This window comes from Micromonospora sp. NPDC050417, assembly GCF_044458865.1.
GTDB lineage: Bacteria > Actinomycetota > Actinomycetes > Mycobacteriales > Micromonosporaceae > Micromonospora_G.
The window spans coordinates 91,400-114,541 of record NZ_JBITIH010000024.1 but is presented as its reverse complement, the minus strand read 5'-3'; the positions used below and the strand labels follow the sequence as shown (position 1 = coordinate 114,541).

Annotated in this window: 17 protein-coding genes; 10 read left to right on the top strand and 7 right to left on the bottom strand. The window is 67.2% G+C overall.

Annotated elements, in window-relative coordinates:
- Nucleotides 1-328: 328 nt before the first annotated feature.
- Both ACIBF5_RS27105 and ACIBF5_RS27100 read right to left on the bottom strand, forming a co-directional pair.
- Nucleotides 329-838, bottom strand: coding sequence for a hypothetical protein (locus ACIBF5_RS27105; RefSeq protein WP_396815704.1), 510 nt, complete (start codon nt 836-838; stop codon nt 329-331).
- Entirely contained in the window at nt 835-1,584 is a 750-nt protein-coding gene (locus ACIBF5_RS27100) for a hypothetical protein (protein ID WP_396815703.1), read from the bottom strand. Before ACIBF5_RS27100 ends, ACIBF5_RS27105 begins: the two co-directional genes overlap by 4 nt.
- Before the next feature lie 1,631 nt (nt 1,585-3,215).
- On the opposite strand from ACIBF5_RS27100, the gene ACIBF5_RS27095 reads away from it, so the two are divergent.
- From ACIBF5_RS27095 to ACIBF5_RS27075, 5 genes are all read left to right on the top strand, one after another.
- Nucleotides 3,216-4,559: a hypothetical protein gene (locus tag ACIBF5_RS27095; RefSeq protein ID WP_396815702.1), complete on the top strand. Its 1,344-nt coding sequence runs from the start codon at nt 3,216-3,218 to the stop codon at nt 4,557-4,559.
- A complete protein-coding gene (locus ACIBF5_RS27090) occupies nt 4,546-7,152 on the top strand; it encodes a nitrate- and nitrite sensing domain-containing protein (protein WP_396815701.1) in 2,607 nt (868 codons plus the stop codon). The genes ACIBF5_RS27095 and ACIBF5_RS27090 overlap by 14 nt, the downstream gene beginning before the upstream one ends.
- Complete coding sequence (locus ACIBF5_RS27085; RefSeq protein ID WP_396815700.1) at nt 7,149-7,619, top strand: roadblock/LC7 domain-containing protein; 471 nt, start codon at nt 7,149-7,151, stop codon at nt 7,617-7,619. Before ACIBF5_RS27090 ends, ACIBF5_RS27085 begins: the two co-directional genes overlap by 4 nt.
- A gap of 25 nt (nt 7,620-7,644) precedes the next feature.
- Nucleotides 7,645-8,130: a DUF742 domain-containing protein gene (locus ACIBF5_RS27080; protein WP_396815699.1), complete on the top strand. Its 486-nt coding sequence runs from the start codon at nt 7,645-7,647 to the stop codon at nt 8,128-8,130.
- A gap of 67 nt (nt 8,131-8,197) precedes the next feature.
- Nucleotides 8,198-8,785 (top strand): GTP-binding protein, encoded by a 588-nt coding sequence (locus tag ACIBF5_RS27075; RefSeq protein ID WP_396815698.1) that lies wholly within the window; start codon nt 8,198-8,200, stop codon nt 8,783-8,785.
- 147 nt (nt 8,786-8,932) lie between these two features.
- Here the strand turns inward: ACIBF5_RS27075 and ACIBF5_RS27070 are convergent, their stop codons facing one another.
- Nucleotides 8,933-9,715 (bottom strand): GNAT family N-acetyltransferase, encoded by a 783-nt coding sequence (locus ACIBF5_RS27070; protein WP_396815697.1) that lies wholly within the window; start codon nt 9,713-9,715, stop codon nt 8,933-8,935.
- Between the two features lie 560 nt (nt 9,716-10,275).
- Nucleotides 10,276-12,096: an adenylyl cyclase gene (locus ACIBF5_RS27065; protein ID WP_396815696.1), complete on the bottom strand. Its 1,821-nt coding sequence runs from the start codon at nt 12,094-12,096 to the stop codon at nt 10,276-10,278.
- Nucleotides 12,097-12,894: 798 nt separating this feature from the next.
- Between ACIBF5_RS27065 and ACIBF5_RS27060 the strand changes: the two genes are divergently transcribed.
- The 4 genes from ACIBF5_RS27060 to ACIBF5_RS27045 are packed head-to-tail and all read left to right on the top strand — an operon-like array spanning nt 12,895 to nt 18,145.
- Nucleotides 12,895-13,896 carry a glycosyltransferase family 2 protein gene (locus tag ACIBF5_RS27060; protein WP_396815695.1) on the top strand — a complete coding sequence of 334 codons (1,002 nt, stop codon included), beginning with the start codon at nt 12,895-12,897 and terminating at the stop codon, nt 13,894-13,896.
- A 60-nt stretch (nt 13,897-13,956) separates the two neighbouring features.
- Entirely contained in the window at nt 13,957-15,093 is a 1,137-nt protein-coding gene (locus ACIBF5_RS27055) for a glycosyltransferase (protein WP_396815694.1), read from the top strand.
- 26 nt (nt 15,094-15,119) lie between these two features.
- Complete coding sequence (locus tag ACIBF5_RS27050; RefSeq protein WP_396815693.1) at nt 15,120-16,499, top strand: hypothetical protein; 1,380 nt, start codon at nt 15,120-15,122, stop codon at nt 16,497-16,499.
- A gap of 23 nt (nt 16,500-16,522) precedes the next feature.
- Nucleotides 16,523-18,145, top strand: a complete 1,623-nt coding sequence (locus ACIBF5_RS27045; RefSeq protein WP_396815692.1) for an oligosaccharide flippase family protein — start codon at nt 16,523-16,525, stop codon at nt 18,143-18,145.
- A gap of 271 nt (nt 18,146-18,416) precedes the next feature.
- Here ACIBF5_RS27045 and ACIBF5_RS27040 read toward each other — a convergent pair whose 3' ends face one another.
- Nucleotides 18,417-19,496 (bottom strand): LCP family protein, encoded by a 1,080-nt coding sequence (locus tag ACIBF5_RS27040; protein WP_396815691.1) that lies wholly within the window; start codon nt 19,494-19,496, stop codon nt 18,417-18,419.
- Between the two features lie 501 nt (nt 19,497-19,997).
- Between ACIBF5_RS27040 and ACIBF5_RS27035 the strand changes: the two genes are divergently transcribed.
- Nucleotides 19,998-21,137, top strand: coding sequence for a glycosyltransferase (locus tag ACIBF5_RS27035; protein ID WP_396815690.1), 1,140 nt, complete (start codon nt 19,998-20,000; stop codon nt 21,135-21,137).
- A 186-nt stretch (nt 21,138-21,323) separates the two neighbouring features.
- Here the strand turns inward: ACIBF5_RS27035 and ACIBF5_RS27030 are convergent, their stop codons facing one another.
- A complete protein-coding gene (locus tag ACIBF5_RS27030) occupies nt 21,324-21,983 on the bottom strand; it encodes a hypothetical protein (RefSeq protein ID WP_396815689.1) in 660 nt (219 codons plus the stop codon).
- 12 nt (nt 21,984-21,995) lie between these two features.
- Nucleotides 21,996-23,141: a DUF371 domain-containing protein gene (locus tag ACIBF5_RS27025; protein WP_396815688.1), complete on the bottom strand. Its 1,146-nt coding sequence runs from the start codon at nt 23,139-23,141 to the stop codon at nt 21,996-21,998.
- Nucleotide 23,142 lies beyond the last annotated feature (1 nt).

Here is a 23,142-nt window from a genome sequence, read left to right as displayed (position 1 = left end):
GTCGACAGATCAAACTCAAGACACCGAAGGTCCGTCGTAGCGCGAGTCAGACCCAAGTACCGGGCGGCACTCGCTCATCCTCACAGTCGTAGCGGTGTAGGCCCGTCACCTGCACAACTAACCGTGCTGGCGCAGACGCCAACGCCCGTCACCCCGACGTCTTGGGCCGCCCAACGCCGCGAATGCGTTCGCATCCGCAGCGAATGCCAACGACGCTGGGGTAAACCCGCCACCCGGGCAGCCAGACCCCAACACTTCAAACCTTCTCGGTCACGGCACTAGGTCGGAAATGGCACGCCATAAGCGGCATTCCGGGCGACGGGACGCCCTACGGGAGCCAGATTCGCACCCCGAGTGCGCGGAACCGTGCGGGCTCGTCACGCATCGTCTGCCAGTTGCGTCGGGTCAGCTGCAGCTCGGCGTCGCCGCGCAGGTGCCGTTTGCCCAGCTCGAGATGGACTGCTCCCAGCTGCGCGGTGGGCAGGATCAGCACACCGGTCACGCTGAACGCCTCGAACAGCACCAGCGCGTAGAAGGCGACGTCGGGGTGGGCGCGCACGACGTGCTCGTTCACCCACCTGCCGTCAGGATTGGCTAGGTACTTGATCTGGACCCTGGCATGGTCGGGCAGGGTGAGGTCCCAGTGCGCCTGCACGCGGCTGGGGGCGAGTTCGCCGCCGAGCAGGGCTTGGACCAGATGCTCACTGAGCTCGGCGAGCGGGTCGCGGTTCGACGCCGGCAGGCGTAGGGCCGTCAGCAGCGCCCGGCGAGCCTGCCGGTAGTCGTCGAGCGCGCCGAGCAGGGTGGCAAGTCGCTGCGGGTCCGCCGGGAGGGTCATCCGAGGTTTACGATCTGCGCGTCGCCGGCCATCCTGGCCGCAACGAGGGCGGCACTCTCGGCCAGCAACCGGCCCGCCTTGAACATCAGATCCAGGGGCCGCTCCTGCTCGTCGACCACCACGGTGGCGGCCGTCGCCACGGCCAGCGAGACGGTCCCGCCTGCGGTGAGGTGTTCGCGCAGCAGGGCGTTGATCCGCAGGCTCGTCTGCTGGCTGGGCCCGGGGTTGCGATAGTTGTTAGACAGCCGGCGATGCAGGTTCTCGCTCTCGCCGATGTAGATCCGGGTTCCGGGACGGCTGAAGATGAGCCGGTAGAGGCCGTGCGAGGCGGCCGCACGAGGGAAGGCCGGTTTCCCGGTACCGTCGAGCACCACGCTGCCCGCGTCGGTCCATCGCAGTCGGACCCGGACGTCGACCGGTGACCCGACCACGGCCGGCGGCCCCGCCACAGCGGCCGAGCGGGCCTGAGGCGGCGTGATGTCGTGCCGGCTGGCGGCCGACGCTGGTAGCCGGCTGAAGCGGACCCGGCGCCGGTCGAGGTGGACCTGCTGCACCCGGTAGCCCGCGGCACGCCAGGCGCGGGCCTGCGGGTGGTCGGTGTTCGCCCACCACTGCCGCAGGCCGGCCGAGGGTGGCAGGCCTGCGATCAGGTCCGCGATCGCGTCGAAGTCGAGCTCGACGTCCTGCTGGCCCCGTGCGGACGCCGCGCTCAAAGCCGCAGTCAGCGGATGGTACTTCCCTGACATCGTGACCTCCCGGCTCATCAGTGTGAGCGGCGATGGCGGCATCCGGAACCACCGGACGGATGGCCTGCGACTGCTGCCAGCTCAGGCGGCGCGTTGGCATGCGACGCGGATGCGTTCGGCGGCTTCATGGTGCAAGATCTTGGCGACGCGCTCTGGGAGGTTCCGCGGGTCAGAGTAGTGGTGGAATGGCCGCGTTGTTCGGACGACCTTGATGTCGACGCAGGCTTCGAGGGCGTTGATGACGGCACCGTGGCCCAGGCCAGCGCTTCGACGGTGGTGCCGTCGAGGAAGTCGGCGAGCTGGTCGTCGGTTGAGACTATGACCGGGCCGGGGATATCGCCGGGTGGCCTGCCACCGCGCACGCGTTTCATTTCCCAGACGATCAGCCGAGACCTGGTGTCGCCGTCTCGACCATAGCGGCCGGGTTTGGGGTGCCGGAGTCTTTTTCAAAAGGCCCCGGTGGACCATCGATAAATCTCTAGCTTCGTGACGGTGCGCAGCACTCCCTGGGCGTGCCCCAACACCACCGCGTCCGCCGGCAACCCCGCCCGGGCGCGGGCCTGCTCGGCGAACTCGTCGAGGACCGCCTCGATTTCAATGGACGTGGCCCTACGACGCCGACGACGAGTCGGCAATGTGATCCACTAGCACCATCAGGCAGGCTTGATCGACTTCCGAAATTCCAGACCATGGCGTCGAGCGAGTTGGGCACAGCACAGGACATCGTCGACCGGTTGCAATAGAGCACGCAACGACCATCGTTGCCCACGAATATGCGACATGGGCTTCGAAGATGCAGGTTATTCGGCAACAACGATTTATCGGATCGTTGTTAGGAAACCGATGCTCTATCCCCTGAGCTACGAGGGCGCGAGCCATCAGGTACCCGCCTGCGGTCGGTAACCGTCGACAGGGAGCGGTAGGCGTCGTTAGCCCTCGCGGGCCCCGAGCACGAACCCCCCGCGCTCCCCCACAACCCGCCCGACAACCTTGACGCACAGGGTCCGCCAACCAGAGTCGCCACGAATGTACGACATGCCGAGCTTCACCCGATTGGTTGTTGTCGCGTACAAGGCAATGTGAGTAGTACGAACACCGGATGGCTCGCGGCCCCGTTGTCGAACAGTCGTTGGGGCTCGGCCGGGCAGCGAGCACGTTCCGGACGCTCTGTGGCCACCCCCCTCGCCCGCCCGGGTCATCTGAGATAACGGGAACAAAGGGCACACGCGAAGCGATTTCTCCGACAACACCGAAGCCTTATGTCATAACGGCCGAAACCCGAACGGGCCGCTCCAAAATCCTTTGGAGTCAATAACCCCGGCGTATCTCAACTCCGCCCCTTCGGGGGCGGCTCTGACATGGCGGACGCAGCCGGTCAATTGACCTACATCGGGGCCTAACCTGCGGGTCGCAACATGTGAGCCACGCAGGGTTCACCTGTTGGTCATCTAAGAAACATACATACGCCATTATCGGAACGTCTGCCTGGGCGGGAAGCTGCCATGATCGCTAACCGGCCGGGGGGTTGGCCGTTGTAGTGGAGTGCACCGCGGCACCGATTTTGTTGCGACCCAGTACACAGATCCCTTTCAGGATCATCCAGTACGAAGCGGCACGTCACCCTGATGGAGATGATCATGGCGCTCCCCGCGCAGCGCGCCCTTCGCGAACCGAAATCGCACGCGCCCGTCCTGCCCCTACTACTCGCAACGGCGCTGCTCGTACCAGTCGTCGTTCTCTTCATGCAGGTCCACCGGTCTACCGACGCGGACCGTGCCTTCGCGAAGCGCGAACAGCACGGCGTCGAGTACCTCCGGTCGCTCGGGCACGTCACCGTCGCACTGCTGGACGCCGAGGCCGCCGCCGTCGCCGGTCGTCCCACCTCCGCCGAGCCGCTGGACAGGGCGGTGACGGACATGACCGTGGTAGACGTCCGGCTCGGCGACGAGTTGCTGGCGCGGGAACGCTGGGTCGGCCTACGGGCGAAGATCGACGCCCTGCCCAACCCCGGCGACGGCAAGGTGGACAACACCCTGACCACCGCCTACAGCGAGGCAACCGACCTGCTCCTGGCGCTGTACAACAAGGTACGAGACTTCTCCGGACTCGCCCGCGACCCGGATGCCGACTCGTACTACCTGCAGGACAGCGCGGCCGAGGAATTGCCGGAGGCGTTGGTGTACAACAGCCGCCTCGCCAACCTCGCTCTGCTCGCCTCTAGCCGGGGCGCCGCCGAACGGGACCGCGCCATGGTCGAGCTCGGCGCCGCACGCTCTGCGGCGCTCTCGCCGGCCGGCGACCTGATCGACGGCCTGATCGCGGCCGCGGAGCAGGCAGAAAGTCGCAACCTCAGCAGCGAGTTGCTCAGCGCCATCGACGCCTTCCAGGGGGCGACGGAGACATTGACAACCGCTACCGCCGTCAGCAACGTCCCGACGACCAGCAAGCCCGCCCCGAGTGGCGCCGGCGCGAAGCCGGGTAACTCCACCGGTCCCAAGCCGGCGGAATCCGCCGGGACCAACGAAAGACCCGCCGGGACCAACGAAAGACCCGCTGGGGCCAACGGTAGACCCGCTGGGACCAGCGGAAATGCTCAGGATGTCGGCCCTGTCCTGGACGTCGCCGGCATCGGTTCGGCCCGCGATGCCGCACAGACGGCCGCGACCTCGCTCTCCACGATCATCTATGGCGAGTTGGACATGCAACTCGCCGCTCGGGTCGACGATCTGGACCGGCGGCTTCGGCTCTCTTTCGGCATGGCCATCGCCGCGATGCTGCTCACGCTCGGTGCGGTAGTGGCGGTCGGTGTCACCCATACCCGACGCCGTAGGCGAGGCCTGACCGAGCAGGGGGAAGGCTCGCCCGTACCATCGCTCGCCGAGTCGGCGGGCCTGACCATGCGTCCCGGAAAGGCCACGAGCCTTGGCCGGGAGAGGCAGTCCGCGCCCCTGGAAAGATCAAATGTTGCTCAGTAGGCTCCGCATCCGCGGCAAGCTCGCCGTTCTCATCATCATCCCGCTGTTCAGCATGGGGGCGCTCGCCGTACCCGTGGTCGTCGACCGGGTCGACACCGCGAGCCGCGCCGGCCAGACAGCCACTGCGGTACGCACCGCCGGACTGGTCGACACGGTCGCGCAGGACCTCCAGGAGGAGCGTCTGCTGTCGGTCGGCTACCTGCTCGGTGTCGCGGATCGCGTGGCCCTGACCCGGCAGTCGACGACGGTGACCGATCGGATCGGGGACCTGCGCGCGAAACTCGGCGACGATCTTCCCGGTCCGGTCGCCAATGCGCTCGACGGCGTCCGCAAACTCGCCGACACCCGTGCGGCGGTACTCGCCCACCGCGCCACCACCGACGAGATCATGACCGCGTTCGAGGGGGCCATCGAAGGGCTCATCGACTCGTCCGCGCTGTTGTACAACGCGGACACCGCCACCCGTGCCGGCCGGCAGCTGGTCGCGCTCGACGCGGCGCTGCGTACCGACGAGCAGATCAGCACCAGTGGAACGCTGATCGTGGTGGTGGTCGCCTCACAGAGCCCATCGGCGAGCATGCGCTACATCGCCAGCATGTCCGAGCTACAGGTGATGCTCACCCGGTTCCACGCCTTTGCCACACCGGAGCAGAGTCAACTCCACCGGATGATCAACACGGCGGCCATTGCCCGGACAGGGAAGGACTTCCTGACCCTCGGAGCGGTCAACCCGACCACCGCGGTCAACGGGCTCTCGGTCGCCACGGTCTTTCCTGCCGTCACCTCGCTCGGCACGCTGGGCCACCTGGTGAAGAAGAAGATCGTCGCGGACATCCTCACCGACGTCACGGACCAGCAGCAACGGGCACTTACCACGGCGTACGTGGTCGGTTCACTCGTACTGCTCGTCCTGATCGTCGTGGTCGCCCTCAGCATCGTCGTGGCCCGTACCGTGGCCCGCCCGCTGACCCGGCTGACCGGCTCCGCCGAGCGGGTGGCCCGGCTCACCGAGGCGGAACTGGTCCGCATCGTGGACGACGAGACCGAGTCGTCGCGCCCGATCCGGCTCGACCCGGTGGAGGTGGGGGCCCACGATGAGATCGGGGACCTGGCCCGCGCCTTCGACCGGGTGCAACGTATGGCGGCGGAGCTGGTGGAGCGGCAGGCGGCGAGCCGGCGCAACGTAGCGCAGATGTTCGGGCACGTCGGTCGCCGTACCCAGAATCTGGTCGGCCGCCAGATCGCGCTGATCGACCAGCTGGAGCAGCGGGAAACCGACCCGACTCGGCTACAGCACCTGTACCGGCTCGACCACGTCTCCAGCCGGCTGCGCCGCAACGCCAGCAGCCTGGTGGTGCTTTCCGGCTCGGCCGGCTCCGACGGACACGTGGCTCCGCTGCCGCTCAGTGACGTGGCCCGACTCGCACTCGGCGAGATTGAGGACTACACCCGGGTCGACGTCCAGGTCCAGAGCGACCTGTTGCTGGCACCGGCCGCCATCGGCGACCTGGCCCTCACCCTCGCCGAGCTGATGGAGAACGCGACGACCTTCTCACCGCCGCACACCCGCGTCATGATCTCGTCCCAGACAACCCCGGACGGGGTACGGATCACGCTGAGCGACCACGGCATCGGCATGCCGCCCGAGCGGCTGGCCGAGGAGAACGCACGGCTGACCAGACGCGAACGGCTCGACCTCGCCCCAACCGAACTGCTGGGACTCTTCGTCGTCGGCCGGCTTGCCCGGCGGCACGGCTGGCGGGTCGTCCTCTCCGGCACGCCCGGTGGGGGCGTCACCGCCAACCTTGATCTCGACTCGCACCTACTCGTCACCACACCGACCGGCCCACACCCCGCCGCCCCGCGAAGCCTCGGAAGCGGCCCGACGCCGCTGGCCCTCGCGGCCGGCCCCGCCATCTCGTCCCGCTCCATGACGGAGCCGGCTAGTTCCGGCCATGCGGACCGCAGCGGCGCCGACCCGCACAGGCTGCTCCCGGGCAGCCTGGCACTGGACCCGACAGTGCTCAACCGGGCCCGGCACACCATCACCGCCGGGACATCATGGAACGCATTCGCCCCGCCTCTCCGGCCGGTCAGCACAACGGCAGAACCGGTTTCCGACGGACGCCCAACTGAGACGGTGCCGGAAACCGTCCCGGCCGCGCCTGCCCGCTCGATCCGTCAGCGGGTGCCCGGAGCGCAACTGCCGATGACCAGCCCAACCCCTCCCGGCCCGATCGATGGAGACTCGATCGATCCAGGTCGACACGTGGGCGACCCGGCCGCGGCACGCGCGCTGATGGAGGAATTCGAGTTCGGCGTACGGCAGGCCCAAGCCGCGCCGCCGATCGCACCCATCGCCGCCGGACCGGTCACGACACCGCCCGGACCAGCCGTGTCTCAGCTCACCCGACGGGTACCAGGCGCCAACCTGGACATTCCCGACCCAGCTCCACGGTACGACCACATCGGGCGGCCACCCGAGGACCCGGACGAGGTCCGCCGCCAGATGATGCAGTTCGAGGCGGGCGTCGACCGCGCCCTGCGTCAGGTAAGTCCGATTCACCGTCACGAAGAGGGATCATCACGATGAGCAGCCCGTTCCTCCACGACAACATCGCGCAGACCTCGAACGGTGCCGACGTCGACGGCCTCAGCCCCGAGGCCAGAACCTTCAACTGGCTGCTCGATACGTTCACCACCAACACCGCCGGCGTGCTCGAGGCGATCGCCGTCTCCTCGGACGGCCTGCTGATGGCCATGTCCGCGACGAAGGACCGTTCGAACGCGGAACGGCTGGCCGCGGTGGTCGCCGGCATGAGCAGCCTGGCCGGTGGCGCTGCCAACTGGTACTCGTTGGGGGCGATCAACCGGGTCGTCGTCGATCTGACGTACGGGTACCTGCTGATGACCTCGATCAGCAGCGGCTCGATACTCGGCGCCGTGGCCGACCGTTCGGCCAACCTCGGCACGGTCGCGTACGAGATGACACTCTTCGCCACCAGGGCCGGCAGTGCCCTCACGCCCCGCCTCATCGCCGAACTCAAGAACTCGGTTTAGCTGATCGAGCCCACGAGGAGGCAGCATGGCCTGGGAGGCGATGGACGAGGCGGAGTCAGAACCGACCTTCCGAATCCGTCCGTACCTGGGAACGTCAACACCGGTCGAGCAGCTCACCGGCCCAAAGGATCATGCGACCGATGGGACTGCGGCCGGCCCCGCCACCCCGGCACCGCGTCCATTCGTACTGACCTCAGGACGGGTGGCCGGGGTCGACCCGGCGCTCACACTGGAGACGCAGGTGACCGCCCGCGTGCCCGCCCTGGCCTGGGGCGCTCCGGAGTTGTCGCGCCTCGCACCGGAGTTGCGGAACATCGTCCTGCTCTGCCGCGAGCCGATCTCCGTGGCGGAGATCTCCGCCTGGCTCCGGCTACACCTAGACGTGACAAAGATCCTGGTCGGCGACCTGCGGGCCGCCGGTTACCTGGACGTACACACCCGCGACATTCACGACTCCCCAGACCCCGACCTCATCCTGCGAGTGATCAATGGACTTCGTGCAATCTCCTGAGCGGCTGGCTCGCCCGCTGACTGGCCCAACCCCCAACAACGTGCCCGACGGCGAAAGCCCAACCGGCATGCCCGACGGCACCGGCACCGCGGCGGCAGGTCGGCGGCCTGCCCCGATCCCGGCGAAGATCCTCATCGCGGGCGGCTTCGGTGTCGGGAAGACCACCACCGTCGGCGCCATCTCCGAGATCGCACCGCTGACCACCGAGGCCGCGATGACCGACGCCGCGATCGGCATCGACGACCCCGGCCTCGGGTCGGACAAGACCACCACGACCGTGGCGATGGACTTCGGCTGCGTCACCATCGACCAGAGCCTGAAGCTGTATCTGTTCGGTACGCCGGGACAGTCCCGGTTCGGTTTCATGTGGGACGACCTCGCCCGAGGCGCCCTCGGTGCGCTGGTCGTCGTCGACAGCGCCCGACTCGACGACTGCTACCCGGCGATCGACTACTTCGAGCGGGCGAAGTTGCCCTTCGTCGTCGGTGTCAACGCCTTCCACGGACACCTGGCACACGAACTGCCGGAGATCCGGTGGGCACTGGCAATCGGCGAAGACGTACCCCTGGTCCGGTTCGATGCCCGGGATCGGCTCTCCGTACGCGACGCGCTGCTGCTCCTGCTGGAGAACGCCCTGAACCGTGCCACCCGGTAACCGTCTCATCGAACCGTTGCCCGCCGGGAGGCCGGGCCGTCGGTGACGGCGCCGGCTCCCCGGTGGTTCGATCGGGTACGGGCCGAGCCGGAAGGACCGTGCAGGGTCCTCCCGGCTCGTTCTGGCCCGCTGGCGGCACACGGACCTTCAGAAGGCGCTGAGCATCGTCCAGTACTCCTTCGTGCTGAACCCGATGCTCTCGAAGAAGGGCAGAGACGGTTCACTCGCGTGGAGGTATGCGGTACGGGCGCCCGCCGCGTGTCCATCGCGGAGGATCGCCTCGGTGAGGGCACGGCCGTGGCCCTGACGCTGGAATTCGGGGACCGTCGAGATGTTGGCCAACCCGAGGTACTGATCATTGAGGAACGCGACTCCGGCCGACACCGCGTCACCCCGGTCGTTCTCGGCGACGTAGGCGGAGACGATGGGATTATCCAACACGTCAGGCGTGTAGATGGCGGAGATCATCTCGGGCGGCGCCCCGAACCCCGCGCTGAGTACGGCGGCGAAGACGTCGGACTCGTTCCCCGACAAGCGGCGTACCCGCACCTCGCTGGCGAGTTCGGGCCGCGCCGGACCAGACCCCTCGATCGACACGACCATGAACGGTTGCCGCGACGTGGTCGTCAGGCCGTACCGCGTGGCCGTCCGCACGATCTCCGCATCCGGTTCACCGCGGAGCCGGATGCTCCAGGGCGCCTGACCGGATTCCCGATCGGCAACCTCCGCGAGGGCGGCAATCTCCGCGGCATCAGGCTTGGCCGCGGCACTGAGGATGGGATTCAGGGCTGGAACCATGGCGTGCGTCACGGCAAGCAGCGTGCCATGTGCCCCTCTCTCACGGTACGAGCCGGGAATTGCCGCCGCCAACTCGTCAATGCCCGCCTGAAAGGCGAGCGCGGCCTTCGCGGTCGAATCATTCTCCGTCATGGAAACCTCTCACTGTTGGTTACCGGAGGCACGGCCCACTGACCCTGGGCAGGCCCGCCCGGATGCTCACGGGAACCCGTCAAGTGCAACGACGGCACTGTGAACGCGTCCGTGTACAGCAAGGGGCGGGACGCCAGGTGACGATTCGACCCGGTGCCCGGATGGATCATGCTGGCGACTGGGGCGTCGGGCGCGAACCCCGAGGGAAAACCCCGGAACCGACACACAGGCGACGCTGACTCCCAGCCGTCAGGTTCCACTGTCAACGCGTTCACGTCGGCACGATGCACGGGCACATGGGAAGTTCGGAGGTCCGGATGTGGCCACGGTCACCCGTCCGCCAGGCCCTGCGCGGTGACTTCCCTGGCCTCCTGGCGCGGTGACCGCCCTCCTGGCGCGGTGACTGCCGCAAAGGCGTCACCGGCTCGTCGAGAGCTGCGGTGCAATGCGCGGTGGCGGTCGACGGCCCTGGTAACAGCGGGGCGGGACCAGAAAACACGACGACGGCCGACCCTGATGTCAGGTCGAGCCGCCGTCGTGTCCCTGTGGGGCTGCGCTGATCAGCCTTCGGGGTAGTCGACGATCGTGCTGGTGCCGTACGAGCCGACGACCGGGGTGCCGGCGTCGTTGATGGTCCGTTCGATTCCGCCACTGCCGTCGAGGAAGACGGTGACCATGTTGTGGAACTTCACCTTCGGCGTCCGCAGGACCTCGATGCCCCGGTCAGCGCGGATGTCGACCTCCTGGTTGAAGTAGGAGTAGACACCGAGGCCCCAGGCTTCGTGCTCGCGTACGTGCCGATCCACCTTGTACGAGGCGTAGCCCTTGCCGGTGGGGCTGCTCCAGGCGGCCTGGCTCGGCGGGTCGTACGGCAACTCGCTCTGGTAGAAGATCGTCCGGCCGTCCTCGCCGTTCCAGATGGTCTGGTACTTCTGATAGTGCTCGACGAAGAGGCCGTACGCGGTCACGTCGTCGCCGTTGACCACGACGCCGGTGTCGGCGGTGTTCTGCGACCAGCCGATGCCGTGGCCATGGTCACCGCGCCAGGCCCAGATGTTGTCGATGATCGTGTCGTCGCTGTTCACCACCAGGCTGGTCTTCGCCTTGCCGACCCATGGGCCGCCGATCCGGAAGAAGACGTCCTGGAGCGAGATCGGGTTGGCCGAGTGGTTTCGGCGGCTGTGCCGGTCACCGACCTCGACCAGCACGTCGGACTCCCGAGGGCCGGCGTCGACCAGCACGCCGGCGATCCGGACTCCGTCGACGTCGGCAATCCGCAGTGCCGCGTCTCCCCGGTCGGGGGCGAGACTCGGCATTCCCAGCCCGAGTACGACGGTGTTCGGACGCTTGACCTGAAGCGCCCGGTCGAGGTGGTAGACGCCGGGGGTGAGCAGGAGGTGCTTACCCCGAGCCAACGCCTGGTTGATCTTGTGTTCGCTGTCCGACGGCTTCGCCACGAAGAAGTCGCTGATCGGCAACGAGTAGCCCTGCTGACGCTTGCCCTCGCCCCAGCTCGTGCCGGAGGTGTCGTGCCGCAGTGTCGGGACGAAGACCCGGTAGTCGCCCCTGCCGTCGATGTACAGGTACGGCTTCTCCCGCGTGACGGGAGAGGTCGGCAGCGTGGTGTACGGCGGGTTCGGGAAACCCTGCTCCGGAGCCCCGACCACCCCGGAGAAGACCTGGTTCCAGACACCGTTGGTCCAGACATCCCCGAGTTCACTGTCCCGGGTCAGCCACTGCTGCTGGGAACCGTTGATGGTGATCCCGTCGACCTTCGAGTCGGCGATGTAGCCGCCACTGGAGAAGCCCGCGTTGCCCGGCTCAAGCCAGAGGATCCCCTTGATGTGCACCCGACGCATCGGCGACGCCTGCGACACCGCCCACTGGTTGGACCAGTCGGTCGGCGTGACGGAGAGGTTCTCCGCCGAGCGCCAGAAGTTGGTCAGGGCGGAGATCCCGGCGGCCGAGCCGGGGTCGGCCTGCCCGATGACCCTGATCGCGCCGTTGATGTCCACGTCGTCCGGGGACTGACCGAGTCCGGCGACCATGGTGTAGTAGCCGAGCTTGCCGTTGACGTCGTAGCGGCCGGGCTTGAAGAGGATGGCGTACCGGTTCGTACCCATCTCGTTCTCTTCCTGGAGTGCGAAGAGTTCGTCGAACTTGGCCTGGATCTGGGCGACCGGGGTCGAGGGGTCGTAGACGAAGACGTTGGGCCCGAAATCGGGGCGTCCACCGGAGTGCGCGGCGGCAGCGCTGGTTGGCACAACCGTCGCACCGACGGTGAGCAGGGCCGCCGGGACGGCGGCGAGGATTCGGCGGAGCGAGACCCTGGTACGGCGGTGAGCCTGTTCTCTCCTGCCGCGCTCGTAGTTGGTGTTCATCGACCTGCCTATCGGGGACGGGCGGCGAGCAACATCGAACAGCGCACAGAGAGCGCTCTCTCATGCCGGCTGCCCGTTCGCCGCTACAGGAAGGGATCGGTGTTGTTCTACCCCGTTCAGCGCTCCCAGCGCTACGGCAACGCGGGAATTTGCTGGCACCACGCAGGTCGAACCAGCGCCGCCCGCCGCTTGAGCAGTCATTAATGGCGCTATATCCGGCACCTGGCTGTCCGCGGCGACTACACCAAGGACCCGTGCGACTGCACGCCGAGACGGCCTCGCTCGATGGTGACACAGGACACATGGGGCACCTACACTCAACCCCGGAGCGCTAGGGCGAGAGCAGGCCGTCCGCACCCCTTCCGGCCCCTCCCTTTACGGACAAATCATCACTACGGCGGCCAGCAATAAATCACCCAGAAGCGGCTTGCCTGACAAATCCTCTTGGCACCTCACAGTACGGTCCTGCACCAAGCGTCCACCGGACTCCCCACGAGACAACCCCACCGCTAGAGTGGCCCGCGTGGTGCAACTGAGGTCGCCCGGGAGACGACAGGACGGAACGCCGCCCAGGGCCTACGGACACCCAGCCGATGCCCCTCCGCAGCCGGCCGGCTCCCTCGGTCATAGCTTGTACCCGCCTCCGGATCAGACTGCTGGCAACGGCAAGTCGGGGCCGGGCGATCCGACAAACCCGGCGCGTCTACCGGGTTCCTTCGTTGCAGCGTGCTGCTCCCACCCCCCATTCGTCGCACGCAGGTGAGCGACCCAGTCTCGGCACTCGAGGAGCAACAAGAAATGGGCGACTCGCCCCCCGGTATCGGACCGGGCTACGACGTGGTCATCGTCCACTACCGGAACGTTACGCAAGTAACTCAACTGGTCGGCCAAATCCGCGAATGGTCACGACCCCCGCGCCACGTGGTCGTCGTGGACAACAGCGGGGAGTTCGTCGCTCAGCCTGCCGCCATGAATGCAGCCGGAGTACATGTCGTGGACTCTCCGGGTAATCCGGGTTACGCGGCCGCGGTCAACGCCGGTCTACGCTATCTCGCCGGAACGGGTTCGGAATTTGTCCTGCTGGCGACGCAGGATGCCTCGGCTGCTCCCACAGCGGTGGAGAACCTGCTGCGGTGCCTGATGGCCCATCCCGAAGCCGCCGTGGCCGCACCGTTGTTGCTCGTCCGCTCGAATCCCAAGGTCGTATTCTCGGCTGGCGGCATGATCGATGCCAAGGGGCGAACGTATCATGCCGGCTTCCGTGCACCCGCCGAACAGTGGGTCGGCCGTCCGGATACCGACGTGGCCTGGGCGGACGGCGCATTCCTGCTGGTCCGCAAGCGCGCGCTGGACTCGGGTGGCACCTTCCGCGAGGAGTTCTTCCTCTATTTCGAAGAGGTCGAAATTCAGCTCCGTCTCCGGCTACAGGGGTGGTCGGTGCGACTCGTCCCCAATGCCGTTTGTTCGCAGGAACCCGGAAACTTCACCGCATATCTGCGAGTCCGGAATCGAATTCTGTTGCTTGCGATGTTCCCCCACTACTTCGACCTACGGCTCCGCTTCAGCCTGCTCGATTTCGCCCGGACCTGTGCGATGGCGCTTCGCGACCGACGCCCGAGCGGCATCTTGTGGGCCTGGCGAGGGCTGCAGGACGGACGTCGGGGAATCGGTGGCAAGCCGCCCCGGTCTCCGCTCGGCGGGCAGCCGACGCGTTTGGGCACCCAGCACCCCGAGGCGGGCCTAATCGCGTCGGCGAATCGACCGGCAGCGCCCGCGCACGACGAACGCGGGGAGGCTTAGTCCGTGAAGGTCCTACATATCTGCGACGACCTTCCACTGCCCGCCGTACACGGTGGGCGAGTGGCCATGCGCAATGAGGTCACCGCCATGCGCGCCGCCGGCCACGAGGTCTTCGTCCTCGGGTTCCATCTCGGAGAACTCAGCGCCGACGCCCGGGCTGTCAACCAGGACTTCGCCGGCACCTTCGTCGCGACGCAACGAAAGTCGCTGGTACGCGCCACGATGAGCAACCCGCTCCTGCCGTACCAGGTTTCGAGCCGGACCGCAGACGCGATCGGTCTCGCCCAGGCGAAGGCGTGGCGCCCCGATCTGGTCGTCTGCCACCACGAGTGGACCCTGCCGGTCGCGCTTCAGTTACGGGAGGAGTTGGGCGGGGTTCCAGTGATCCTCCGTGCCCACAACGACGAACTGCGCTACTACCGGCACCTGCTCAAGGCCGCGAAGGGTCTGCGCGCTCCCTACCTCCTGGCGGAATACCTGCGCATCCGACGGTTCCTCGGTGCCGTCGCCGACTATCCGATCGCCAACATCTGGTTCATGTCGCCAGACGACGTCACCCCACGGTTCGCACAGGTCCCGCACACGATCATTCCCCCGATCATGTACAACGAGCCCGTATCCGAGGTCGCGAGTAGTTCCGTCGGGCGCTCCCGGACAGTCACCTTCGTCGGCTCCCTCGACATTCCCCACGCCGTCACTGGGATCGAGTGGTTCCTGACCCAGACCTGGCCCAAGGTGCTCCGGCGGGTTCCCGACGCCCACTTCACGCTCGCCGGCCGCCGCCCCGGACCCGAACTCGTCCAGCTCGCCGCCAGCACCCCGAACGTCACGCTCATTCCCAGCCCGGAGGACATCAACGAGGTCCTCGCCGGTAGCCGCGTGTTCGTCAACCCGATCTTCGCTGGGAGTGGGGTGAACCTCAAACTAGGCGATCCAATGCGCTGGGGCATCCCGGTCGTCACAACGACCATCGGCGCACGCGGTCTGAGCGGGCTGTACGGCGCTCTCCAGGTTGGTGACACACCCGAGACGTTCGCCGAGCGCTGTGCCGTACTGCTCGGCGACGACCGGACGTGGCAAGAGTCGAGGAACAGACTGTTGGCACAGCGGGACGCGTACTCGGCGACCTCGGTCGGCGCGCTTCTCAACGCCTCACTCCTCGATCACGCGGTGCGGCCGGGCGGACGGAGATGGTAAGCCGGGCAACCGAGCATTGGGCCCGGATGGTAGTCCGACTGCGCGAATCGTGGCTGATAACGGCCCTGGTTTGCGCGGCCGGCGTACTCGTCGCCTTCGACGATATCGCCCCGCTGCAACAACTCGCCGGCACCTTCGGCGCCAGCCTGGCCTGGGCGCCGCTGCTGCTCTGTGGTCTGCTCCTGCCCCGCGATCGGCTCAGCATCTGGCCGCGGGCCCTGATCGTGCTGGCCGGGCTGGGTTTCGCCACCACCGCCGTGACGCTGGTGCTTCTCCCCCCCGAGGCCCGCGGCACCAACCTCTACGGCAAGGCATTCGCCGTCGGGATCCCCGTCATGGTGTTCTTCTGCATCATGGTGGTCGCCGCCCGGCTGGCCGCGTACCGACCATCGCTGGTCACCATGTTCGGCCTCGTCAGCCTCGGAGTCCTGCTGCTGTTCGGGATGCTGGACATGGTCGGGGCACTTCCCAGGACCGGAGTGTGGTTCCTGCACGGCCTGGACAATCTCAACCAACGTGCCCGAGGCGGACGGTTCGAGGCATCCGCTCTGGGAGGTGGTGTTCTTGTCGCCCTCGGAACGGCCACCCTCCGAGTCCGAAAGAAGGCTTGGGCGCTCGGCATCTGCGCCGCTGCTGGTGTGCTGGCCTTCCTGATGCCGAGCCGGGGCACGCTGGCGGCCGGGGCGGTCTTCTGTGCCGCGATCCTGTGCGCGGTCGTCCTACACCGGTTCATCCCACGCGTAGGTCGGTGGGCCAACCACACGATCGGCTCGATCCTCGTCATCATCACCCTGGTCGGTGGCTTCGCATTGGGCTGGTTGGTCACCGCGCCCCAGTGGGGGGGCATGTCGTACTCCACCTCCGATGCGGTCCGTTCGGTATGGGGCGATGTGGGGTTGGACGTCGCAATCCACAACCCGGCCGGTATGGGGTACTCCGCCCCGATCGCCTGGCTGCCGGCCTACGTGCAGGACGCCATGGATCGGTACGACGGCCGGTTTTCCGCTTCGGACTTCACTGAACTGACCGACCAGATCAACTCTGGCCACGACTACGGCTTCTCTCCCAAGACCATGCCGAGCCTCGTTGGCGTGTACCTCGGTGCGGTGGGTGTGCTGGCCCTCATTGCGATGTGGCTCGCCATTGGTCGGAAGGCGGCAGAGGCATGGCGGTCGGGCTATTTCATGGTCGCCCCGGCGGCGATCGCCGTCGCGATCGTCTCGTCGGCCTACTTCTCCAGCATCTACGCCTGGGAACAGGCGTTCCTCCTCGGCGCCCTGCTCGGCACCCGACAGCTGTACTGGAACGAAGCACCGACACAGTTGCTGACCCCCATTGCCGCACGCTGGTCCCCGGGTCCGGCACCGGCACGACCGAGCGGGATGCTGGGAAGTGAGAGGTCTTGACCGAGACGAGTAGCACCTCCGGCATGAAAGGAACTGTGGCCTGGACCAGTGTCGGACTGGCCAGCTCGCAGCTGTCACGAATCGTGGTCGCCCTCGTACTCGCCCGCATCCTCGGTCCGACCGAATTCGCCCCGGTAGCGGCCGGGGCGGTCTTCATGACCTTCGTGGCGCTCAGTGTCGATCTGGGCCTGGTCTCCGCCATCATTCAGCGCCCGGTGCTGACTCCTCGTCACCTTCGAGTGGCTGCGTTGATGAGTTGGACCTGCGGATCGGTCTTCGGGGTGGGCACGTTGATCGTGTGCCTCGCCGGCGGGGCAGGACCAGTCGGCTCGACCAACATGCTCTTCTTCAGCTCGTTGGCCGCCGCGCCGCTGATCCGGTCGATCGGTCTGGTTTCACAGTCGAGGCTCTACCGCGACCAGCGTCAACACCTGATCGGCAAGGCCGAGACCGGCGTCGCAGTGTTGGTGCTTGTCTGCTGTGGGGGCGCGATCCTCGCAGGGTTGGAGGCTTTCGCCTACGTCGTGCCCGTCCTGGCCGCGGAGCTCGCTCTCGCCGCCCTCTGGATCGGGATGTCCCGCCCCTTCCCGTGGCCCGGATGGGACCGGGAGGGTTTCCGGGAACTCTGGTCCTTCAGCTCCAAGAGCTTCGGCTCGGACGCCGTGTCGGTGACGTCCCGCAACATTGACTCAATCATCGTCGGCTGGATCGCCGGTGCGGGTCAGCTCTCCATCTACTCGGTCGGAGTGCGGTTCCTGGTCACACCGGTCCAGTTCCTGGGCGAAGTCATTGTCCGAATAGCGTTGCCGGAGTTCTCCGAGAAACACCGCATTGGCGAGAGTATCGGGCCTGTGTTGCTGGCCCGGACAAAGTCGCTGAGCATCGCCATCTGGCCGACGATGACCGCGGTCTTCTTCGTCGCACCGTGGATAGTGCCGGTGGTACTCGGGCCTGAATGGACCTCGGCGGTCGCGGTCACCCAGGTCCTCTGCCTCGTCGGCGCCGCGCAGGTCTCTCTCGGCTTCATCCGTCCGGCCATGTGGTCCGTGGGGGCGGTCAAACCGTACCTCCTGCTCACCCTGGTCGTCTTCGTGGTGAGCGTGGGGATCTATCTGGGCTTCGCGTCCTACGGGGCGGTCGGTGTGGCTGCCGGGTACGCGTTTTCGACAGTCGCCCTGGCACCGGCCCTGGCGGTGGTCGGGTCGAAGGCCCTCGGACTACCGCCGCTACGTACGCTCCGAGCCGTCTTCTCGGGGGCCCCGGCCGCGATACTCGTCGCCGCGCCGGTCCTGCTGTTGGGATTCGTCATTCAGGGCTCCGCCCACGCCGAGTTGGTCGAGGCGATCGTCGCGGTGGTGCTCCTGGCGCTCTTCCTTGCGGTCGGATACAAAGCGGGTCTCCTGGTTCCCAAGGTGACCTCGACTGCGTCCACTCCGGAACCTGACGGACACGGGGCAGTGCCGGAACAGTCGTCCATGGGGCAATCCGCCTCGGGAGGTGGGCTGTTGGATGTCACCGCCGAGTTGCCGAGGGTGGCCGGAATCGCCTCCGCCCCCACAGCCCAATACCCGATCTACGGGGCCCCAGCCCAGTCGAAACGTCCTGGGGGGTCGTCCCGTACCGACGGTCGGGGCGGGGTTTTCTAGGTTTACCCGTAACGGCACGCTCCCGCCGTGGACCGCCCCTGGCTGTTACCGAGAAGGGGTGGTTCGCGCGTTCCGGGAGCCGGATTCGCCGCATGCCTCACACGGAACCGGCCTACCCCTGCTGGTGTGACCGGCCCCACGGCACGGGCGTCCCGAGGCAGTCCGAAGCTCCCCCGCTGTACGGCCACAACGACAATCGGCCAGCAGCTCCGCTTGTGCGGGCTGCCGGCCGAGTCGGACACGCGGTGCGACCAGTCGGGGGGCTAGCAGGTCATTTCTTGTCAGCCGCGGCGAGGATTTCGTCGACCGAGTCGCGGCGAATCGCGTCGTAGAGCGTCGACGCTCTCGCAGGGTCCGGTAGCACGACACTCTGGTCGCCGATCATGCCGGTGCCCTTGGTGGGGCTGGTGTAGAAACCGAGCTTGTCGCTGCGCAGGTGACGCAGTTCCATCGCCATGTCGAGGACGTTGAGCGTCTTGTCCACCGATACGGTGCTCGTCGTCGCCCGCACGAAGGAGTTGAGCTTCCCTGGGTTACTCAGTGTCCCGCCGGTGGCCGCCTTGTCGAGGATGGCCTTGATCACTTGCTGCTGATGCCGGATACGGGCGAAGTCGCCATCGGAGAACGCGTACCGCTCGCGCGCGTAGTCCAGCGCCGTCGCACCGTCCATCTTCATCGGACCCTTGGTGTAGGTGCGCGCCTTGTCAAGCGAGTGGGTCGAGGTGAAAGCGACGTCGACATCGACAGTGATTCCGCCCAACGCGTCCACGATCTCCTTGAAGCCGGCAAAGTCGACTATCGCGACGTGGTCGATACGGACCTTGGTGTACTCCTCGATCGTCTGAACCATGAACGGGACGCCGCCCCAGGCGAAGGCTGAGTTGATTTTTGATTCAACACCGCCGTGCCGACCGTCCTTCGACTTGGGCACGGAGACCCACGTGTCCCGGGGGATGGAGATGAGCTGTGCGCTCGACCGATCCTTCGTCAGGTGAGCGAGGATGATCGTGTCCGTACGTGACCCGGAACTGCTGTCCGGGTCGCGGGAGTCGCTGCCGAGCATCAGGATGTTCAGGGCGTCTTTCGCCTCTTCGACCCGCTCGGGACGCACCTCCTCCGGGACGCCCTCGAACACGTCGAACCGCTGAATGCCCGATTCCACGGAACGCAAGTACAGGCCCGAGCCGATGAAGCCGATGCCGGCGAGCAACGCCACGACCAATAGGGCAATAAGGGCATTACGTCGCCCACGACGGCGCCGCTGCGGCTTCTCTTTGTTAGGGGAAAGCTCTGAATCCATGTTGACAACCGCCGTGGCGTCGGTTGTCGCAGATTGAGGGTGGCGCGCCATGGGACCGATGGTACTGACCCAACACGAAGCTCGCGCACCCTCGTCCGCGACGACCCACACAATAGGGTTGGAACCAGCCAATTCGTGACTCAGTGCAAAATATCAATAACGCATTGTTGTCAGCCCGCCCCCGGGCACTCGGGCGTCACCCTCACCCGCCACCAACAGCACCACGCACACTATGCCGCACCGGATCGAGCGAAAAGCCTGATGTGTCCTATATATCAGGGCTCGTCACATCGACACCGACAAGCCGGCGGAGCCACAACGGACGACAACACTTACCGATGCCATCACGCTACCAATTCCGGCTAGCTGCATGAAATGCCAGTAATCGGACTTGACATCACGATGGAGAGACTGTTTATTACTGCTAGTGGACATCGGTGCGATCGCGCGTGCGATCCCACACCTTCTGGGAATTCGCAAAAGATCACGGGGGGCGCTGGTGCACTCGTCGACTATTACAGGTCACCGCAAGGTCGCTGATGGTGACGTCGAATGAGCGCGCCGTACGCAGCCAATCCCCACGGATCGACCGGGGCGCTGCCCAAACTGCTCTCCGATAAGTCCGTCGCCCTGGTTCACGAGTGGTACGGCTCCACCGGCGGCTCTGAGAAGGTGTTTCTCAGCATCGCGGACCTCATTCCTCATGGCGAACGATTCGTGTTGTGGAAGGACGACGACGCGAAGGAGGAGTTGACTCTCCGGCAGTCGTGGATGGCGCGTACACCACTTCGGGGTTCCAAGGCACTCGCCCTACCTCTCATGCCGGTGGCCTGGCGCACCCTCTCCCGGAACAACTACGACGTCGTCATCTCGTCGAGTCACGCCTTCGCCCACACCGTGAAGCTGGGCTCCTCCGAGCAGACGCGCTACCTCAGCTACGTCCACTCCCCCGCCCGCTACGTGTGGAGCCCCGACTTCGACGGCCGGGGGTCGAATCCCATGCTGACCGGGCCCCGGAAGGTGCTCCAGGCAGCCGACCTGCGGCTCAGCCGGCACGTTCACAGCTATGCGGCCAACTCGCGTGAGGTCCAGGCCCGCATCCGCCAGTACTGGCACCGGGACGCGCACGTCATCAACCCCCCGGTCGACGTGCGGTTCTACACCGCTGCACCCCTGGCCGACCAGCAGCAAAACCGCGACTACCTGCTCGGCGTCGGACGCTGGATCAAGTACAAAAACTTCGACCTTATGATCGAGATCGCGGCAAGCGCCGGACTACCACTCATCATCGCCGGTAAGGGCCCGGAGGAAGAAGCCCTCCGCCGCGCCGCGGAGAAGGTCAACGTGCCGGTCAGCTTCGAGGTGCGCCCGAGCGACGAGCGGCTACGCCAGCTCTACTGGGGAGCCCGCGCACTGCTCTTCCCCACCCACGAAGACTTCGGCATCATTCCGGTCGAGGCCCAGGCATGTGGCACCCCGGTCATCGGCTTCAGCCACGGCGGCCTACTGGAGACGGTCATCGACGGCGAGACCGGATTCCTTATCAACTCCACCGACCCGCGCAGCTTCGCCCCGCTCGTGGCACGCCTGGGCCAACTGAACCCCGCGCGGGTGCAGGCCAACGCGGCCAACTTCTCGCCTGCGGTATTCGCCGAACGGCTCTCCGCCTGGGTGATGGAAGCCACCCGCTGACGACCCTTCAGCCAGCTGCGATAACCCGGTTCGGGCACGAACCCGGACCAACCGCCAGGTGGGCAACAACCGCGGGCCGGCTGCTGTCGCCCACCTGGTCGGCGTAGAACCAAGCATCCACTCTTGGGGATGTAACACGACGTACCTGCTGTGCGACTGTCCGCTGACCATCGGTCTCCGGATTGTTCAGTCGGGTTCGACGGCGGTGCCCCGTACGTGAATCACCACCTCCGGGTTCGCCGAGCCGAGCCGACGCGCCCACGAGGAGCTGATCCGGTCCATCTCTGCGCCGCTGACCACCTCCGCCCCGGTGACCCGCCAGCCGTACGCGGCCAGCCGGGCGGCGAGGACGGTGTCGACGTACTCGGGGGTGAGTTCGGGAAGCTCGCGGATCTCCAGCGGCACCGGATCCCGCCAGATGCTGGTGCCGACGGTGATCTCAAGCGTGGCTCCGGCACGAGCGACCCGGCGAAGCCCCGCGCAGACGTCCGCCTCACCGTGGACGACACCCCGCAGCAACTTGCCCCACGGCATCAGCACCAGCACCTCGTCGGCGATCCCGTACAACTCGGCCGGCACGGTCTCGATGGCGGCATTGACCAGGACCAGGTTGGGCGTACCGCCCTTGGCCGGCTTTCGGGCGGCACGCACGCTGGTGGGCGTCATCCGCTGCCACGCCGGATCGACCCCGACCACCAGCCAGTCCGGCTGTGCCCTGGCCAAACGGTACGCGGTACGTGCGTCGCCGGTGCCGACGTCGACGATCACCCGATCGGCCCCGGCCCGGAGCGTGTCGAGCGCGTCGCCGTCCGGCGTGACCAGGCGCTTGCCCTGTACGACCTGCATCTGGCGATTCTGTCAGGGGCCGCCGGAGGAGCGGCCCGGCCCCAGGGCGTCGTAGACCCTCCGTCGGTTCAGCCCGAACGGCGCCAGCGCCTCGCTCAACGTACGCGGAGACACCCCGGCACCGGCAAGGGCGCGCACCAGGGCATCGAGGTCGACGGGCTGGTCCACCGCGACCGCGGCGGCGAGCACGATCGTGACCTCCACTGACCCGACCCGGCGTACGGCGGACCCGGCCCGGTCCGCGGTGGTCCAGCTCATCGCCGTGCCAACGTCCGGCTGCCCGTCCGGCACGGCGACCCGTCGACCGGGCGTCGCCGCCACCACGTGTTCGAGGACCGCGTCGACCTCGTCCGCCGGCACCGTCAGTACGGTCGGTGCCAGGGCCGAACGGAGCGCCACCTCGACCTCGGGACGGCGTACCGAGCGTCGGTCCACCCGGCCGAGCGACAGCACCGGGGTCGGCGGCAGCCCGGCCGCGTAGAGCGTCTCGGTCGGTCCGGCCGCCGGCATGGCGAACCGGGCACCGGCCTGGGCCGCCGCAGCGAGCCACCCGAGCGCGGCGGACGACACCTCGGCGAGCGTTCCCGGCAGCGTGACAGCGACGACACCGGCCCGCTCGACGGTCGCCCGGGCGGCTGCGGACTCCCGCACCACGGCCAGGTCGACCGCCTCGTCGGCGTGCCGCCAGAGCAGCCCGAGTCGCCCGTCGGGAAGCGACTGCCCGGTCGGACGGAGCAGGATCAGTGGCGCCGGCAGGGCGACCTCGGCCAAGCTGAGGGTCACCGTCGTCGCCGGGTCGGTGAGTGCGGCGGCCAGGTCGCGGTCGAGATCCTCCGCGGTCAGGGTCGCCTCGAACGCCAGCGTCCCCGGGTCGGTGTGGTGGCTGCGGCGCAGCACCAGGCCGTCGCGTACGGCGTGTTCGGGGTTGATCGTCGCCTCACCGGTCGCCTCGTGGCCGTTCGCCTCGACCGTGAACCGGACCCGGCCGCGTAACAGCCCGAGTTCCGCCGGATCCAACTCCGTACCGACCCCGACGACGCAGGTCGCCCGCTGGGTCACGTCGGTGTCGTGCGTGAACTCCAGGGTCTTGGCGTGGGTCGCCCGGATCTGCGGATGACCGTGGCCCCGCACCACCGCACGGCGCCTCGTCCTCGCCACC

What these genes read in the sequence shown, in the direction of transcription:
- ACIBF5_RS27105 (WP_396815704.1), bottom strand. Translation starts at nt 838, where the DNA reads ATGACCCTCCCGGCGGACCCGCAGCGACTTGCCACCCTGCTCGGCGCG.
- ACIBF5_RS27100 (WP_396815703.1), bottom strand. Translation starts at nt 1,584, where the DNA reads ATGTCAGGGAAGTACCATCCGCTGACTGCGGCTTTGAGCGCGGCGTCC.
- ACIBF5_RS27095 (WP_396815702.1), top strand. Translation starts at nt 3,216, where the DNA reads ATGATCATGGCGCTCCCCGCGCAGCGCGCCCTTCGCGAACCGAAATCG.
- ACIBF5_RS27090 (WP_396815701.1), top strand. Translation starts at nt 4,546, where the DNA reads ATGTTGCTCAGTAGGCTCCGCATCCGCGGCAAGCTCGCCGTTCTCATC.
- ACIBF5_RS27085 (WP_396815700.1), top strand. Translation starts at nt 7,149, where the DNA reads ATGAGCAGCCCGTTCCTCCACGACAACATCGCGCAGACCTCGAACGGT.
- ACIBF5_RS27080 (WP_396815699.1), top strand. Translation starts at nt 7,645, where the DNA reads ATGGCCTGGGAGGCGATGGACGAGGCGGAGTCAGAACCGACCTTCCGA.
- ACIBF5_RS27075 (WP_396815698.1), top strand. Translation starts at nt 8,198, where the DNA reads ATGCCCGACGGCACCGGCACCGCGGCGGCAGGTCGGCGGCCTGCCCCG.
- ACIBF5_RS27070 (WP_396815697.1), bottom strand. Translation starts at nt 9,715, where the DNA reads ATGACGGAGAATGATTCGACCGCGAAGGCCGCGCTCGCCTTTCAGGCG.
- ACIBF5_RS27065 (WP_396815696.1), bottom strand. Translation starts at nt 12,096, where the DNA reads ATGAACACCAACTACGAGCGCGGCAGGAGAGAACAGGCTCACCGCCGT.
- ACIBF5_RS27060 (WP_396815695.1), top strand. Translation starts at nt 12,895, where the DNA reads ATGGGCGACTCGCCCCCCGGTATCGGACCGGGCTACGACGTGGTCATC.
- ACIBF5_RS27050 (WP_396815693.1), top strand. Translation starts at nt 15,120, where the DNA reads ATGGTAGTCCGACTGCGCGAATCGTGGCTGATAACGGCCCTGGTTTGC.
- ACIBF5_RS27045 (WP_396815692.1), top strand. Translation starts at nt 16,523, where the DNA reads ATGAAAGGAACTGTGGCCTGGACCAGTGTCGGACTGGCCAGCTCGCAG.
- ACIBF5_RS27040 (WP_396815691.1), bottom strand. Translation starts at nt 19,496, where the DNA reads ATGGCGCGCCACCCTCAATCTGCGACAACCGACGCCACGGCGGTTGTC.
- ACIBF5_RS27035 (WP_396815690.1), top strand. Translation starts at nt 19,998, where the DNA reads ATGAGCGCGCCGTACGCAGCCAATCCCCACGGATCGACCGGGGCGCTG.
- ACIBF5_RS27030 (WP_396815689.1), bottom strand. Translation starts at nt 21,983, where the DNA reads ATGCAGGTCGTACAGGGCAAGCGCCTGGTCACGCCGGACGGCGACGCG.